The 15,651-nt window shown below is 60.6% G+C and carries 15 protein-coding genes; 10 read left to right on the plus strand and 5 right to left on the minus strand.

Annotated features, from left to right (window positions below):
• Positions 1-104: 104 nt before the first annotated feature.
• The 9 genes from MK745_RS04445 (at position 105) to MK745_RS04485 (ending at position 9,764) form a co-directional block, all read left to right on the plus strand.
• Positions 105-878 (plus strand): ABC transporter ATP-binding protein, encoded by a 774-nt coding sequence (locus tag MK745_RS04445; RefSeq protein WP_243612067.1) that lies wholly within the window; start codon positions 105-107, stop codon positions 876-878.
• Positions 879-903: 25 nt separating this feature from the next.
• A complete protein-coding gene (locus MK745_RS04450) occupies positions 904-1,614 on the plus strand; it encodes a transporter substrate-binding domain-containing protein (RefSeq protein ID WP_243612068.1) in 711 nt (236 codons plus the stop codon).
• Positions 1,615-1,704: 90 nt separating this feature from the next.
• Positions 1,705-2,589, plus strand: a complete 885-nt coding sequence (locus tag MK745_RS04455; RefSeq protein WP_243612069.1) for an ABC transporter permease — start codon at positions 1,705-1,707, stop codon at positions 2,587-2,589.
• Positions 2,586-3,392: an ABC transporter permease gene (locus tag MK745_RS04460; protein WP_243612070.1), complete on the plus strand. Its 807-nt coding sequence runs from the start codon at positions 2,586-2,588 to the stop codon at positions 3,390-3,392. The genes MK745_RS04455 and MK745_RS04460 overlap by 4 nt, the downstream gene beginning before the upstream one ends.
• Positions 3,393-3,582: 190 nt before the next feature.
• Entirely contained in the window at positions 3,583-4,899 is a 1,317-nt protein-coding gene (locus MK745_RS04465) for a glutamine synthetase family protein (RefSeq protein ID WP_243612071.1), read from the plus strand.
• 122 nt (positions 4,900-5,021) lie between these two features.
• The gene (locus tag MK745_RS04470) at positions 5,022-5,705 is read left to right on the plus strand and encodes a type 1 glutamine amidotransferase (RefSeq protein ID WP_243612072.1); all 684 of its coding nucleotides are present in this window, start codon (positions 5,022-5,024) and stop codon (positions 5,703-5,705) included.
• A complete protein-coding gene (locus MK745_RS04475) occupies positions 5,702-7,060 on the plus strand; it encodes a glutamine synthetase family protein (protein ID WP_243612073.1) in 1,359 nt (452 codons plus the stop codon). The genes MK745_RS04470 and MK745_RS04475 overlap by 4 nt, the downstream gene beginning before the upstream one ends.
• Before the next feature lie 74 nt (positions 7,061-7,134).
• Positions 7,135-8,442 carry an NAD(P)/FAD-dependent oxidoreductase gene (locus MK745_RS04480; RefSeq protein ID WP_243612074.1) on the plus strand — a complete coding sequence of 436 codons (1,308 nt, stop codon included), beginning with the start codon at positions 7,135-7,137 and terminating at the stop codon, positions 8,440-8,442.
• Positions 8,443-8,543: 101 nt separating this feature from the next.
• Positions 8,544-9,764 carry a DegT/DnrJ/EryC1/StrS family aminotransferase gene (locus MK745_RS04485; protein ID WP_243612075.1) on the plus strand — a complete coding sequence of 407 codons (1,221 nt, stop codon included), beginning with the start codon at positions 8,544-8,546 and terminating at the stop codon, positions 9,762-9,764.
• A gap of 82 nt (positions 9,765-9,846) precedes the next feature.
• On the opposite strand, the gene phaR is transcribed toward MK745_RS04485, so the two are convergent.
• The 3 genes from phaR to MK745_RS04500 all read right to left on the minus strand — a co-directional run bounded on the left by phaR (position 9,847) and on the right by MK745_RS04500 (position 12,952).
• The gene (gene phaR / locus MK745_RS04490) at positions 9,847-10,398 is read right to left on the minus strand and encodes a polyhydroxyalkanoate synthesis repressor PhaR (protein WP_243612076.1); all 552 of its coding nucleotides are present in this window, start codon (positions 10,396-10,398) and stop codon (positions 9,847-9,849) included.
• 187 nt (positions 10,399-10,585) lie between these two features.
• The gene (locus tag MK745_RS04495) at positions 10,586-11,029 is read right to left on the minus strand and encodes a phasin family protein (protein ID WP_243612077.1); all 444 of its coding nucleotides are present in this window, start codon (positions 11,027-11,029) and stop codon (positions 10,586-10,588) included.
• A gap of 129 nt (positions 11,030-11,158) precedes the next feature.
• A complete protein-coding gene (locus MK745_RS04500) occupies positions 11,159-12,952 on the minus strand; it encodes a PHA/PHB synthase family protein (protein WP_243612078.1) in 1,794 nt (597 codons plus the stop codon).
• A 108-nt stretch (positions 12,953-13,060) separates the two neighbouring features.
• Between MK745_RS04500 and phaZ the strand changes: the two genes are divergently transcribed.
• Complete coding sequence (phaZ, locus tag MK745_RS04505; protein WP_243612079.1) at positions 13,061-14,344, plus strand: polyhydroxyalkanoate depolymerase; 1,284 nt, start codon at positions 13,061-13,063, stop codon at positions 14,342-14,344.
• 58 nt (positions 14,345-14,402) lie between these two features.
• Here the strand turns inward: phaZ and MK745_RS04510 are convergent, their stop codons facing one another.
• Together MK745_RS04510 and MK745_RS04515 are read right to left on the minus strand one after the other, a co-directional pair.
• Complete coding sequence (locus MK745_RS04510; protein ID WP_243612224.1) at positions 14,403-15,113, minus strand: alpha/beta fold hydrolase; 711 nt, start codon at positions 15,111-15,113, stop codon at positions 14,403-14,405.
• A gap of 79 nt (positions 15,114-15,192) precedes the next feature.
• Complete coding sequence (locus MK745_RS04515) at positions 15,193-15,639, minus strand: VOC family protein (RefSeq protein WP_243612080.1); 447 nt, start codon at positions 15,637-15,639, stop codon at positions 15,193-15,195.
• Positions 15,640-15,651 lie beyond the last annotated feature (12 nt).

The raw sequence follows: 15,651 nt of genomic DNA on the forward strand, positions 1-15,651 counted from the left end.
TTTCGCCGGAATTCCCCCTGCGTCAGCCGTTTTGCGCATTGCAATCAGCCGTTTTTTCCGTCCTATTGTTCCCCTGAAACTGCCACTGACCCCTGGGATTGCCCTTGCCTGACGACACGCCCGTTCTCGACATCCGTGACCTGCACAAAGCCTATGGTGACCTCGAAGTCATCAAGGGCGTCGACATCACGGCACGCCGTGGCGATGTCGTTTCCCTGATCGGGTCGTCCGGCTCCGGCAAGTCGACCATTCTGCGCTGCGCCAACCTTCTTGAGGATAGCCAAAAGGGCGACATCCTGTTCAAGGGCGAACCGGTGACTTGGAAAGGCACTGGCCATGGCCGCCACCCGGCCGACCCGAAACAGGTTCTGCGCATCCGCACCAATCTTTCCATGGTGTTCCAGCAATTCAATCTCTGGGCCCACATGACGATCCTGCAAAACGTCATGGAAGCACCGCTGACCGTGCTGGGCCGCGACCGCGCCGAGGTCGAACAGGCCGCACGGGGTTATCTCGACAAGGTGGGGATCGGCGACAAATGCGATGTCTACCCGGCCCAGCTTTCGGGCGGCCAGCAACAGCGCGCCGCCATCGCCCGTGCACTGTGCATGGAGCCTGAGGCGCTCTTGTTTGACGAGCCAACCTCGGCGCTCGACCCCGAGCTCGAGCAAGAGGTGATCCGCGTCATTAAGGATCTCGCCGCCGAAGGGCGCACCATGATGATCGTCACCCATGATATGAAGATGGCCCATGACGTGTCTGATCACGTCGTGTTCCTGCACCAAGGCAAAATCGAAGAAGAAGGGGCACCGGAAGAGCTGTTCGGAAACCCCAAGACAGAACGCCTGCGCGGGTTCCTTTCCGCAACGGCCCATTAACAACCAACCAAACGGGAGTGTATCAATGAAAAAACTGATCCTGACCACCGCCGCACTGGCGCTGACCGCAGGCTTCGCCGCGGCAGACACCGTGCGCATGGGCACCGAAGGCGCCTATGCACCGTGGAACTTCGTCAACGACGCTGGCGAAATCGACGGCTTCGAGCGTGAACTGGGCGACGAGCTCTGCAAACGCGCCGATCTGACCTGCGAATGGGTCAAGAACGACTGGGATTCGATCATTCCGAACCTCGTCTCGGGCAACTACGACACCATCATCGCCGGCATGTCGATCACCGCCGAGCGCGATGAAGTCATCGACTTCACCCAAGCCTACACCCCGCCGGATCCGTCCGCTTATGTCGCCATGTCGGCTGACGTGGATGTCGAAGGCGGCGTGATCGCGGCACAAGCGACCACCATCCAGGCGGCCTTCATCGCCGAAAAAGGCTGGACGCTGGTCGAATTCGCAACCCCCGATGAAACCGTTGCCGCCGTCAAGAACGGCGAAGCAGACGCGGTTCTCGCCGACAAAAGCTTCCTCGACACCGTGGCAGGCACCGACGGTCTCGTCATGCTCGAACGCATGGAGCAGATCGGTGGCGGCGTCGGCATGGGCGTGCGCGAATCCGATCAAAAGCTCAAAGCCAAGTTTGACGCGGCCATCCAGTCGATGAAAGACGACGGCACGCTCAACGCGCTGATCGCCAAATGGGAAGTCGCTTCCCAGTGGTAAACTGATCCCGCAAAGGGACACCCGGGTCCGCGGCCCCAAAGGCTGCGGACCCTTCTGTCACTGACAGGACCAGACCGGACAGACCCAAGCATGTTTTCCTACTGCGCAGATCCATCGACGCTAGACGGGCTCACGTGGCTGAGTTGCTACCTGACCACGGGCAAGCATATGGGCCTCTATATCTCGGTCGTGACCGTGCTTGTGCTGCTGGCCATCACGGCGCCTGTCGCGCTCCTGTTCGGATTTGCCGGGGCGACCGCGGCCCGCTCGCATATCGCGCCGCTGCGCTGGCTTGGCAAAGGGTACTCCGCAATCGTGCGCGGCGTGCCGGACATCGCCTTCTTCTTGTTTTTCGTCATCGCCCTTGATCAGGGCTTTGAATGGCTGCGCCACAAGGTGCTTTGCTCAGACTGGGATCAACCCGTCCGCCAAGGCAATGACTTCGTGGTCTGCGCCGCGGCCAAGCTGCCGCTCTCGACCTCGCCGCAATGGGTGCATGAGACCTACGGCTTCTTCCTCGCGGTGCTGACCTTCGCCATCGTTTTCGGCGCCTTTGCCGCCAACGTCCTCTTCGGCGCCATGCGCGCCGTGCCACGCGCCCAGATGGAAACCGCCGAAGCCTATGGCATGTCCCAACGCCAGGCGTTCTGGCGCATCATGGTGCCGCAGATGTGGGTCTATGCCCTGCCCGGCCTGTCGAACCTCTGGATGGTGCTGATCAAGGCGACACCGCTCCTCTTCCTCCTCGGAGTCGAAGACATCGTTTATTGGGCGCGTGAACTCGGCGGCACCAAGAACGCCCGCTTTACCGATTACCCGCATGGCGACTGGCGCATGTGGTATTTCCTCGCGCTCCTCGTCTTCTACCTCGCCTTTACCAAGGTCTCCGAAATCGCCCTCGACCGGATCATGAAGAAACTCACCCACGGTCAGGCCACGGCCGCTGGCGAAGCCCAGAGAAAGGCCGCCGCATGAGCTGTTGGGACACGATCGCAGATTACGCGTTTCGCTCGGTCGGCATTGGCGAACGCCTGCTGCCGAAAGAAGACTTTACCCTCTGCCAACAGTTTACCCTGATCGGTTCGGGGATGATCTGGAATATCTACTTCGGCGCGCTCGCGCTCATGGCCGGGTTCTTCTTTGCCACCGCACTGGCGGTCGGGAAATCCTCCGGCAACCGTTGGATCCGCAAACCGGCGGAATGGTTCATCTTCATCTTTCGCGGCTCGCCGCTGTTCATCCAGTTCTTCTTTGCCTACTTCCTGTTCCTCTCCCTGAAACAGGTGGTGCCGTTCTTCTCACCACTGACCTCCGCTTGGCTCGGCGCGCTGGTGGTGCTGTTCTTCAACACCGCCGCCTATTCCGGCGAGATCTTCTATGGCGCGCTTCTGTCGATCCCCAAGGGCGACCTTGAAGCCGCCGACGCCTACGGCATGTCCGGCTGGGCGCGCTTCCGGCGCATCACCTTCCCCACCATGCTGCGCCTCGCATGGCCCGCCTACACCAACGAAGCGATCTTCCTCTTCCACGCGACGACGCTGGTGTTCTTCTCTGGCTTCCCGGCATGGCGGCAAAAGGGCGACGCGCTCTACTACGCGAATTACTTCGCCGACAAGACGTTCAACCCCTTCATCCCCTACCCGATCCTCGCAGGCTATTTCATCCTGCTGACGCTCTGCATCGTCGGCCTGTTCGGTCTCGCCAATCGGCACCTGAACCGCCACCTGCCCTCGAACGCTCGCCGGCGGGTCAAGCTGCGCCCGAACCTCATCCGCTGAGGCGTTGCCCCCCGGTTTCCGTGAAATTTTCGGGCGGAATTATTTCAAAGCGATCGCGCACCGACGCAATACCGACGTGATACCGACGCGATGCAGATGTGCCATTTTCGGCCCTCTCGACACAAAGGGCTGGACAATTGCAGGCATGACGGGAATATTTTGATCAAATTTTCCGACCCACGGGTGACCAATGGATCTGGACCAGTTCCCAACGCTGCGCGTCGGCGCGGCTGATCTCAACGGACAGTTGCGCGGCAAGCGCATCCCCGCGTCCAACGCGGACAAGCTCGCCAAGGGCGCAGTGCGCATGCCCCTTTCCGCCCTCAACGTCGATATCTGGGGCGCCGATATCGAGGACTCGCCGCTTGTCTTCGAGACCGGTGATGCCGATGGCATCCTCGTCCCGACCGAGCGCGGCCCCGTCCGCATGCCGTGGCTGAACTCCCCCTCGGCCCTTGTTCTCATGACCATGAAGACCGACGATGGCGCGCCGTTCCTCGGCGATCCCCGCGCCGCTCTGGCCGATGTGCTGTCGCGCTATAGCGCCCGTGGCTGGACCGTCATGGCCGCGACCGAGATGGAGTTCTCCCTCGTCGACGATAGCGACAAGGTGCTGCGCCCGCCCCGTGATCCGCGCTCCAAACGCCGCCTCTTCGGCCCCGACATCCTCTCGATTGACGAACTGGACGCCTTCGAGGACTTCTTCACCGACCTCTACGAGGGCTGCCGCAAGATGTCCCTCGCGGTGCAGACGATCACCAACGAGGCGGGCCTTGGACAGTTCGAAGTGACCCTCACCCATCAAGAGGCCATGCGCGCCGCCGACGACGCGCTCTTGTTCAAACTCCTCGTGCGCGGCCTTGCGCGTAAGCACAACATGGCCGCGACCTTCATGGCCAAACCCTATGCCGAAGACGCGGGGAACGGCATGCATGTGCATTTTTCGGTGGTCGATGAGGACGGCAAGAACGTCTTTGACAATGGCGGCCCTGAAGGCACCGAGACGCTGATGCAGGCGGTCGCGGGCTGCGTCGCCGCCATGCCCGCCTCGACCCTGATCTTCGCGCCCCACGGGCCAAGCTATGACCGCCTCGTACCCGGCTCCCACGCGCCCACCGGCGCGGCATGGGCCTATGAGAACCGCACCGTGGCGATCCGTATTCCCGGCGGCCCACCCGCCGCGCGCCGCATCGAACACCGCGTCGCGGGCGGCGATATCAACCCCTACCTGATGCTCGCCGCCGTGCTTGGCGCAGCGATGGAAGGCATCGAAGAAGGCCTGACCCCGCCGCCGCCCATCGACGGCAACGCCTATGAACACGACCTGCCGCAACTTGCCCCGACATGGGCCGAGGCGATCGACCTCTTCGAGAGCGATCCCTTCATCGCCCGCTGTCTGCCGCGTATGTTGATCCGCAACCTCGTGATGACCAAGCGGCAGGAGTTGCGCAACCTCGCCGACGTGCCGCGCCGGGATCGCTGGAAGCTCTACCTCGAAAGGGTCTGAGCGCCCCACGCGGCCCACGCAGGGCTGCGTGCGGGACACGGCTAGCGGCGGGACAAGCGGTCCCCCTTGCCGGAAACGATTCGCTCGGCTACCTTCAATTTGATCAAAAAATCGGTGACGTCATGAAAATCGGCATCCTCCAAACCGGCCATGCCCCCGACGACCTCAAACCCGTCCTCGGCGACTACACAGACATGTTCCAAGATTTGCTGCATGGACAAGGGTTTAGCTTCGAAACCTATAGTGTTGTAGACAACGATTTTCCTGAAAACGCACTTGCCGCGGATGGCTGGCTCATCACTGGCTCCAAACACGGCGCCTACGAGGATCACCCTTGGATTCCCCCCCTCGAAGACCTCATCCGCGAGATCGCGGAATCAGGCCGCCCCTTGATCGGTGTCTGCTTCGGCCATCAGATCATCGCCCAAGCGCTTGGCGGCAAGGTCGAGAAATACCCCGGCGGCTGGGCCGTGGGCTACCAGACCTATGACTTCGGCGGCGCACCGCTCGCCTTTAACGCCTGGCATCAGGATCAGGTCACCGAACGCCCCGAAGGCGCCATCGTGTTGGCCTCCAACGACTTTTGCGAGAACGCCGCCCTGCTCTATGGCGACCAGATCCTCACAGTGCAGCCCCACCCCGAGTTCGACGCCGCCTTTATCGCCGGCCTGATCGAGACTCGTGGACGCGGCAATGTGCCCGACGACCTACTCGACGCCGCAGCGAACAACCTCGACAAACCCACGGCAAGCGAAAGCTTTGCCGACCAGATGGCGGATTTCTTCCGCAAGGAGCGCACAGCATGAGTGACTGGCTCAAGACCGCCCCCGAGGCCGCCCGAGAATATCTCGAAGGCCGCCGGCTCGACGAGGTGGAGTGCATCATCGGTGATCTTCCCGGCATTGCACGCGGCAAGGCCGTTCCGGCCAAGAAATTCGAACGTCAGGACTATTTCCACCTGCCCGACTCGATCTTCTACCAAACGATCACCGGCGGCTGGGGCGAGGCTGCGGGCGATGACGGGTTCATCGAGAAAGACATGGTGCTGCGCCCCGATATGGACACGACAACCGCCGCACCGTGGACCGGCGACTGGACGCTTCAGGTCATCCATGACGCCTATGATACCAAGGGCGATCCGATCCCCTATAGCCCGCGCAACGTTCTCAAACGCGTAGTCGATCTCTACCGCGCCAAGGGCTGGGAACCTGTCGTCGCACCAGAGATGGAGTTCTACCTCGTCGCGCGCAACATCGACCCCGCCAAGGCGATCGAGCCGATGATGGGACGCTCCGGCCGCCCCGCCGCCGCGCGTCAGGCCTATTCCATGACCGCCGTGGACGAATTCGGCCCGGTGATCGACGACATCTATGATTTCGCCGAAGCGCAGGGTTTCGAGATCGACGGCATCACCCAGGAAGGCGGCGCCGGTCAGCTCGAGATCAATCTCCTGCACGGCGACCCGGTGAAGCTCGCCGACGAGGTGTTCTACTTCAAACGCCTGATCCGCGAAGCCGCGCTGCGCCATGATTGCTATGCGACCTTCATGGCCAAGCCGATCGAGGACGAACCCGGCAGTGCCATGCACGTGCACCATTCGATCCTCGATATCGAGACCGGCGAGAATATCTTCTCCGGTCCGCAAGGTGGCGAAACGGACGCGTTTTTCCATTTCATCGCCGGCCTGCAAAATCACCTGCCCTCGGCCATCGCAATGCTCGCGCCCTATGTGAACTCCTATCGCCGCTATGTGCGCGACCACGCCGCGCCGATCAATCTCGAATGGGCGCGCGACAACCGCACGACGGGTATCCGCATTCCAATCTCCTCGCCCAAGGCGCGCCGCGTCGAGAACCGCCTCGCAGGCATGGACTGCAACCCTTATCTCGGTATCGCGGCCTCCCTCGCCTGTGGCTATCTCGGCCTCATCGAACAGGAACGCCCGACCGCCCAATTCAAGGGCGACGCCTATGACGGCGAAGAGGCGATTCCGCGTATCCTTGGTGGCGCGCTTGATGTCTTTGACGAGGCCGAAAAGCTGCACGAGGTGCTCGGCCCGGAATTCGCCCGAGTCTATTCCATCGTGAAACGCACGGAGTATGAGGAATTCCTCTCCGTGATCTCACCGTGGGAACGTGAGCACCTGTTGCTCAACGTCTGACCTCGGCCGGGCGCGGCCTGCGCCCGCTGCCTTCGGCACGAGTATTTGGCCAAGATGAAGACGAAAGCGCCGCAATGAACCTCCTTTATGCCAATGATAAGAAAGGGGAATATCCCCAAAGCTGGTACGCGGCGACCGTTGATCCGCTCGCCCCATTCGAAGAGCTGCGCGGCGAGACAAAGGCTGATGTCTGTGTCATCGGCGCGGGCTATACCGGGCTTTCGACGGCGCTCCATCTGGCCGAGCGCGGCTATGATGTCGCCCTGCTCGAGGCGCATCGCGTCGGCTTTGGCGCCTCGGGGCGCAATGGCGGCCAGCTTGGCTCGGGCCAGCGCATGGAACAGGACGGTCTCGAAACGCTCGTCGGCAAGGACGACGCGCTCAAGCTCTGGCAGCTCGCAGAAGAGGCCAAGGACGTCACCAAGGGCCTCATCGCCAAGCACGACATCGCCTGCCACCTGAAGCCGGGCGTCGCGCATGCCTGTTTCAACGCCCGCGAAGTTCGGCATGAACACGCCTATGTCGACCATCTTCAGGACCGATATGGCTATGACCAGATCGAGGCGCTCGACCATGACGCGCTTCAGGCGATCTGCCCCTCGCCGAAATATGTCGGCGGCTCGCTCGATATGGGCGCAGGCCACCTGCACCCACTCACCTATGCGCTCGGTCTTGCCCGCGCCGCCAAGGCCGCCGGGGTGCGCATCTATGAGAACACCCATGTCCACCATATCGACAAGGGCCCCCGCCCGACCGTGCGCACCGACAAGGGCCGGGTGAGCGCCGAGCACGTCGTGCTTGCCTGCAACGGCTATCTCGGCACGCTTGATCGCAAGGTCGCGGCGCGAGTCATGCCGATCAACAACTATATCGCCGCGACCCGACCACTTACCGAAGACGAGCTGCAAACCGTGCTGCGCCGGGACGTGGCCATCGCCGATTCCAAATTTGTTATCAACTACTTCCGCCTCAGCCACGACAACCGCCTCTTGTTTGGTGGCGGCGAGAGCTATGGCTATCGCTTCCCCTCGGACATCGCCGCGCTGGTGCGCAAACCGATGACCGAGATCTACCCCCAGCTCGCCAATATCGAGATCGACTATGCCTGGGGCGGCACCCTCGGGATCACCATGAAGCGGATGCCGGTCTTTGCCCGGCTCGCCCCGAATATCCTCTCGGCTTCAGGCTATTCCGGCCATGGCGTCGGCACCGCAACCCATGCGGGCCGTCTTGTGGCCGAGGCCATCGCCGGGCAGAGCGAAGGCTTTGACACCATGTCCCGCGTCCCGGCGCCGCCCTTCCCCGGTGGCGGCATGTTCCGTACCCCACTTCTCGCCATGGCGATGACATGGTTTGCCCTGCGCGACCGCCTCGGCATCTGATCTGTTACCGAAAATTCACGAAGAGGTGCCCCTCGGCCACTGGCTTTATTTCGGCTTTTGTTTTATAAATTTCACAACTCGAATTAAGAAATGTGAAAACTATGACCCTGCCGCCGAACGTATATGACGCCGAACCCATCCCGCCTTCCGCGCGCGAAGAGATCGACCGCCTTCTGCAATCGGGCGACCTGTTCCGCTATACCGCGCCGGAAAACGCGCCTGTTTCGCTTCTCGAGGCAGAGTTTGCCAAGATGATGGGCACCAAATACGCGCTCGCTGTGTCTTCCTGTTCCGCCGCGCTTTTCCTGTCGCTCAAGGCGCTGAACCTTCCGCGCGATGCCCGCGTGCTGATCCCCGGCTTTACCTTCGCCGCCGTGCCGTCCTCGGTCGTACATGCCGATTGCACACCGGTACTCTGCGAAGTGGGCGAGAATTACCGCATCGACATCGCCGATTTCGAACGCCGCCTCGACGACGACATTTCCGCCGTCATCATCAGTCATATGCGCGGCCATACCTCGGACATGGACGCGATCATGGCGCTCTGCAACGCGCGCGATATCCCCGTGATCGAAGACGCCGCCCATAGCCTCGGCACCGAATGGCACGGCCAGAAGATTGGCACCATCGGCGCCATCGGCTGTTTCTCGTTTCAATCCTACAAGCTGGTGAATGCGGGCGAAGGCGGCATCCTGATCACCGACGACGCCGATCTCGTGGCACGCGCCGTCATCATGTCGGGCGCCTACGAACACACCTGGCAGAAGCATAAAGCCCCGGAAGGCGACAACACCGGCGCGCTCGAATTGGCCTTTGCCCGTTGGCAGAACATGCTGCCGCTTTACAACCTGCGCCTCAACAACATGTCGGCAGCGATGATCCGTCCGCAGCTTCTCGAGGTGCCGCGCCGCGTGCGCGATGGCCGTGCCAATCATGACTACGTGGCGGGCCTCTTGAACGCCTCGCCCTGGCTCACCGTGCCGGAAAAGCTCGCCCCGGAAGAGCGCGCGCCAGATTCGATCCAATTCAATATCGTCAACATGGATGACGATCAGGTTCTCGCCTTCCAAGCCGCCGCCAACGCGCGTGGCGTCAAGGTGCAGGTCTTTGGTCGCTCAACCGACAACGCCCGCGCCTTCTGGAATTGGCAATTCATCAAGGATCTGCCGGAATTGCCAAAGACCCGCGCCATGCTGATGAACGCTTGTGACGTGCGCCTGCCCGCGCGGCTTACGAAAGACGAGCTCGACATTATCGCGGGCGCCCTGACCGGTGCTGCCGAAGACGTCATGACCCCGCAACAGGCCGCCTACGGCACCTGAGCCATTGCCAAACCAAAGAGAAAAGGCGCCCGCATCCGCGAGGCGCCTTTTTTTCTGCGGTCCGACCCTTTCGGGCCAAAGATCACTTCATCTTGTTGAGCTTCGATTGCAACTCCGCGAGTTGCTTCTTGATCTCGTCGAGATCCTCGCCCTCTTCGGACGCATCCTCGCTCTCGCCGGGCGTCGTGCTACCCGCGGTCCAGGGGTTGATACCTCCGGTCATCGCCTTGAGGAATGCCTCTTGCTGGGCCTGCATGGCCTCGAGCCCGGGCACTTTCATACCACCGCCCATGCTCTCCATGACCTTCTCCTGGCTCTCGCGCAGCATGTCAAAGGAGGTCTGAAGGAACTGCGGCACCATGCTGGTGGCCTGCGTCGTGTAGGCGCGCACCAGATCGTTGAGCACATTGACTGGAAGCACGTTTTCACCGCGGCTCTCATGCTCGGCGATGATCTGCAGCAGGTATTGCCGCGTCAGGTCATCCCCGGTCTTCAGGTCCACGATCTGAACCTCGCGCCCATCGCGGATGAAATTCGCGATATCCTCAAGCGTGACGTAATCGCTGGTCTCGGTGTTGTAGAGCCGGCGGCTCGCATATCGTTTGATAAGAAGCGGTTTCTTGTCGTCGGCCACAATCATCTCCCCAATTTCTTGCGCGATGCAGAAAACCTTATGCGACTGCAGCGAAAACACAAACAAAAACACGCAAGGCGTTGGCCCATAGGGCGCGCAATTCCAAAAAAATAGGGCGAGCCAATGGCTCGCCCTCGCGCTCGGCACCGGACAGGGAGGAGAGTGGTGCCGATATATTCGCGCGCGATTACTTCGCGGTTGCCTTCTTGGCAGCCGAAGTCACCTCGTCGGTGGCTTTCTTGACAGCGGCGGTTGCCTCTTCGGTGGCGTCTTTGCCGGCAGCCATCAGAAGTTCGACGGTTTCCATCTGAACTTTCTTCGCGACTTCAGCGAAAGCGGCCATGTTCTCGGCGGCAACTTCTGCCTGAGCCGAAGCGAAATCGGTCATTGCCTTGGCGTAGTCGGCCGGCTCGTCCTTGGCTTTCGCCATGTCGGAGAGCTTGGAAATGGTTTCTTTGGTCCACTTCGAGGAGATTTCCGAAGATTTCTCTGCAGCTTCGAGAGCGACCGAGGTCAGCTTTTCGTTCATGGACGCGGTGTTCTTGAACGCGTCTTCCATTGCCGAAGTGTCGACCGGGAATGCGCCCATCATGTCTTTGAGCATCGTGTTGAGATCTTGAGTCTTAGCCATCTTACAGTTCCTTTCGGATGTGCGGGCCAACCCCGCGTTTCATCTTCTGGGAACAATATGCTTTCTGCGGTGCAGCATTTCAAGTATTTTTTGCTGCACCGCAGCATATTTTCAGATTATCTCGTGATTTCAGCGCGTTGCCGTGACCTTCACGTAGGTTCCGGGGGCATCGCAGAGCACGGGATGCTCCGAATCACCTGGATTTCGCGCTGGAACCATCTTGCCAGAGCGAGATGACAGCCACGTGTCCCACCGCGGCCACCAAGAGCCTTCAGTGAATTTCGCGCCGTCCATCCATTCCTCTGCCGTGCCGCTCACATCCTTATTGGTGTAGTGGCCGTATTTCTTCTTGCTCGGCGGATTGACGATCCCGGCGATATGCCCGGATTGCGAAACGATGAAGGTGCGGTTCTTGCTGCCGGTCTGCTGGAAGCCGCGATAACAATCCTTCCAGCGCGCGATGTGATCGGTCTCACAGGTGACTGAACAGAGCGGCAATTCCACATCCGAAATATGCAGCCGTTCGCCGCAAAGCTCGATCCCGTCGGTGACGAATTGGTTCTGCTGGCAAAGCTGGCGGAGGTATTCATGCGCCATACGCCCCGGCAAGCCTGATCCATCGCCGTTCCAATAAAGAAGATCGAATGCGGGCGGCGCTTCGCCCATCATGTAGCTCTTGATCGCCGGGCCATAGATCAGGTCATTGGAACGCAGGAACGAAAACGTCCGCTGCATGATAAAAGACCGCAGTATGCCCTCTTCCGAAATCTCCTCGTCGATCCCGTCGATGAAGTCGTCCTGCAGGAACGGCGTAAATTCCCCCTGATCCGAGAAATCGGTGAGCGTCGTGAAAAAGGTCGCCGATTTGACCGACTTGTCCTTGCGATGCTTCATCAGCGAAAGCGTCAGGTGAAGCGTCGTGCCCGCGATGCAATAGCCCACCGCGTTGACCTGCTTCTCGCCGGTGATCTTCTTCACCTCGTCGATCGCGGTAAGGAACCCGTCCTCGATATAGTCTTCCATCCCGACATCCGAATAAGACCGGTCCGGGTTGATCCAACTGACGATGAACACGGTATAGCCCTGCTCCACCAGCCATTTGATCATGCTGTTCTGCGCCTTGAGATCGAGGATGTAATACTTGTTGATCCACGGCGGGAAGATAATGAGCGGCGTCGCGTGGACCTCGTCGGTCGTCGGCGTGAACTGCAAGAGCTCGAACATGCGATTGCGGAAGACGACCTTGCCGGGCGTCGTGGCGATATTGCCGCCAATCTCGAACGCGTTCTCGTCCGAGAGCCGCACCAGTAGTTCGCCATTATTCGCCTCGAGATCGGTAATCAGGTTCTCGAGACCGCGCACAAGCGATTCGCCGTCCGTCTCGATCGCCTTCTCGATCACATCCGGGTTGAGGCCGAGGAAATTGGTCGGCGACATCATGTCGATGATCTGCTGCGAGAAATACTCGAGCCGATGCCGGTCCTTGTCGGCAAGCCCCTCCACATCCTTGACCGCGGTGCGAATGGCCTCGGCGTTGCGCATGTATTGCTGCTTGATGAAATTGAAATAGGGATGCGTCTGCCAAAGCGGATTGGAAAAACGCCGGTCCGACGGCGTTTCATCCGGGGCCGCCTCGAGCTTGCCCTGAAGCAACATATGCTGCGCTTCAACGAAATGTTTGACGGATTTCGTCCAGAAATCGAGCTGATGCTCAATCAACTGGCCGGGATTGTGGTTCAACGATTGCATATAAGCGTTGGCGGCATTGACGAAGACTTCTTCGTCCGGGGCGTTGAGATCGCGGCGCAGCGGTTTGTGGTGCGACATGACCTCGGAAAGTCGTTTCGACAACTCCTCCACGCGCGCCAGGTTCTCGTTCAGCGCGTCCAGATTGGCGTCTGAGTTATTCTCTTTTGTTGTCATATTCAAAAAATAGCCCTATCCTCGCTGCTACGCAGCATAACAAAGGCCCTCCTCAGGGCTCCCCGCTCCCGCATCAATTACCGTAGACGGGATAATCAGGAGACGCAAATGCGCTATATGGCGACGTACGACTTGATGGAAACGGCTCGGAACACGAACCAATGGTTGGGCGCGTCCGCCGCCGCCATGGCCTCTTACCCGGCCTTCGCGCTTGTGCCCAATCCCGCGCTTCAATGGATGCGCGCATGGGGCGAAGTGACCGAGCGCACGTTCCAACGCATGGTCGTCAAACCCGACTGGGGCATTCACTCTGTGACGTGTGAGGATGGCCGCGACCACCTCGTGCAGATCGAAACCGTGGTCGAACGTGACTTTGGCGACCTGATCCATTTCGCCGTTCAGGGCCGCAAACGCCGCAAGCGTCAGGTGCTCCTCGTGGCACCGATGTCCGGCCACTACGCAACATTGCTGCGCTCTACGGTCCTGTCGCTCCTGCCCGATTGCGAGGTCTACATCACCGACTGGCATAACGCGCGCGACATCCCCGTTTCCGCTGGCAAGTTCGATGTCGAAGACTACACGCTCTACCTTGTCGATTTCATGAAAGAGCTTGGCCCCGACACCCATGTGATCGCCGTGTGCCAGCCAGCGCCGCTGACCCTTGCCGCAACGGCCTATCTCGCCGAGGAAGATCCCGAGGCGCAGCCGCGCTCTCTGACGCTCATCGGCGGCCCGATCAACCCCGATGCCGTCGCCACCGAAGTGACGGATTTCGGCAACCGCGTCACCATGGGCCAGCTCGAGGAAACCGCAATTCAGCGGGTCGGCTTCAAATACCCTGGCGTCGGACGCCTCGTCTATCCCGGCCTGCTACAGCTTTCGTCCTTCATGTCGATGAATGCCGACCGCCACGGCAAAGCCTTCCGCGACCAGATCATGCGCGTGACTCGCGGCGAGGCCTCTGATCATGACGCCCACAACCGTTTCTACGACGAATACCTCGCCGTGATGGATATGACGGCGGAATTCTACCTCACAACCGTCGACCGCATTTTCAAGAAGTGTGAGATTGCCAAGAACGAATTCATCGTCGCGGGCCGCAAGGTCGATATCGGCAAGATCACGACCGTCGCAGTCAAGACCGTCGAAGGCGATAAGGACGACATCACGGCCCCCGGTCAGTGTATCGCCGCGCTCGACCTCTGCACCGGCCTGCCGGACGAGAAAAAGGCGAGCCACGTGGAACCGGGCGCAGGCCACTACGGCATCTTCGCTGGCAAAAGCTGGCGCAACAATATCCGTCCGCTGGTGCTCGAATTCATTGACGCCAACGCCGAGGCCCCCAAGGCCAAAGCCGCCGCGAAACCGGCCAACAAGAATAGCGCCGCCTGATTGCACCGCACGCTTTCATGATGAAACGGAGCCTTTCGGGGCTCCGTTCTTCTTTGGACTACTGAAGAACGTAAGGCTGTCGCATCCAATCACGAAGCGCCGCCGTCGTCGCCGCCGGTTGCTCGAGCGTCGGAAGATGCCCCGCCCCCTCAATCACCTTCAATTCCGCATAGGGGATCAACTCGGCCATGAACGTGTGGCGCTTGACCGGCGTCAGCGTGTCATGCTCACCGCACATCACCAGCGCAGGCACCTTACACTTGCGCAACGTGCTTTGTTGGTCCCTTCGACGTTGCAACGCCCGCACCTGACGGATGAACACATCCGGCCCAAGGTAAAGACCCATCTCTTTCACGATCCCAAGAATCTCCGCCCGCTGCGGTCCGGGGGCAAGATAGTCGGGTTGCATAAACGTCTCGATCACCTTGCCAAGCTGTCCCGCCTTCGCGCTCACGATGAGCGGCTCATACGCGGCCGAGCTTTGCGGCGTCTCTGCAAGCGGGTTGGTATCCAAAAGCGCGATGCGCGTGACACGATCCGGCGCACGCCGCAGGATTTCCATCGCTACGATCCCGCCAAAGCTCAACCCCGCCAAAGCGAATTTCTGCGGCAAGAGCGGCAACAACCCCGACGCGATCTCTGATACGCGCTCCCCGCCCGTCACGGGCGCAGTCATCACCGGCATCTCCGACGACAATTCCGCGATCTGCGGCCCAAACAGGCGCGCATCGCACATCATTCCGGGAAGCAGAACCAAGGGTTCCGACATGCTCATCTCGCCTCTCTTGAACCGCAACTTCTGACGTTTGCAACTCTACTTTCCGCCCATGCGCGATCTAGGTCAACACTTACCCGTATCCGTTCCAGCGAAACGCCCCATCCGGCCCAAGCGGCGAGAACGGGTTATGCGCCACCTCCCAGATATGTCCGTCCGGGTCTTCGAAATACCCGTGATGCCCGCCCCAAAACACATCCTGCGCGGGCTTCAACAACCGCGCGCCCGCGCCCACCGCCCGCGCGAGCAGTGTCGCAACATCTTCCTTCTCGCGCACGTTATACGCCAAGGTCATGCCGCCCGATCCGCGAAGCGCCTCTTCCGGCAAACCGGTTTCCTCGGCCAAGGCAGCGCGGGAATAAAGACCGAGCGTCTGCCCGATGAGGTCAAATGCGATGACGCCATCCGGGCTTTCGACACGGCACCACCCAAGCGCTTCATAGAAGGCCGCTGCCCGTTGCATATCGCCTACAGCAAGGGTGATGAGGCTCACCCGCTGCTCGAAAATCGCCTCATCCATGACTTGACCTTT

Source organism: Shimia aestuarii (assembly GCF_022814865.1).
Classification (GTDB): domain Bacteria; phylum Pseudomonadota; class Alphaproteobacteria; order Rhodobacterales; family Rhodobacteraceae; genus Shimia; species Shimia aestuarii_A.

What these genes read in the sequence shown, in the direction of transcription:
- MK745_RS04450 (WP_243612068.1), top strand. Translation starts at nt 904, where the DNA reads ATGAAAAAACTGATCCTGACCACCGCCGCACTGGCGCTGACCGCAGGC.
- MK745_RS04485 (WP_243612075.1), top strand. Translation starts at nt 8,544, where the DNA reads ATGACCCTGCCGCCGAACGTATATGACGCCGAACCCATCCCGCCTTCC.
- MK745_RS04460 (WP_243612070.1), top strand. Translation starts at nt 2,586, where the DNA reads ATGAGCTGTTGGGACACGATCGCAGATTACGCGTTTCGCTCGGTCGGC.
- MK745_RS04475 (WP_243612073.1), top strand. Translation starts at nt 5,702, where the DNA reads ATGAGTGACTGGCTCAAGACCGCCCCCGAGGCCGCCCGAGAATATCTC.
- MK745_RS04480 (WP_243612074.1), top strand. Translation starts at nt 7,135, where the DNA reads ATGAACCTCCTTTATGCCAATGATAAGAAAGGGGAATATCCCCAAAGC.
- MK745_RS04510 (WP_243612224.1), bottom strand. Translation starts at nt 15,113, where the DNA reads ATGTCGGAACCCTTGGTTCTGCTTCCCGGAATGATGTGCGATGCGCGC.
- MK745_RS04465 (WP_243612071.1), top strand. Translation starts at nt 3,583, where the DNA reads ATGGATCTGGACCAGTTCCCAACGCTGCGCGTCGGCGCGGCTGATCTC.
- MK745_RS04470 (WP_243612072.1), top strand. Translation starts at nt 5,022, where the DNA reads ATGAAAATCGGCATCCTCCAAACCGGCCATGCCCCCGACGACCTCAAA.
- phaZ (WP_243612079.1), top strand. Translation starts at nt 13,061, where the DNA reads ATGCGCTATATGGCGACGTACGACTTGATGGAAACGGCTCGGAACACG.
- MK745_RS04455 (WP_243612069.1), top strand. Translation starts at nt 1,705, where the DNA reads ATGTTTTCCTACTGCGCAGATCCATCGACGCTAGACGGGCTCACGTGG.
- MK745_RS04515 (WP_243612080.1), bottom strand. Translation starts at nt 15,639, where the DNA reads ATGGATGAGGCGATTTTCGAGCAGCGGGTGAGCCTCATCACCCTTGCT.
- MK745_RS04500 (WP_243612078.1), bottom strand. Translation starts at nt 12,952, where the DNA reads ATGACAACAAAAGAGAATAACTCAGACGCCAATCTGGACGCGCTGAAC.
- MK745_RS04495 (WP_243612077.1), bottom strand. Translation starts at nt 11,029, where the DNA reads ATGGCTAAGACTCAAGATCTCAACACGATGCTCAAAGACATGATGGGC.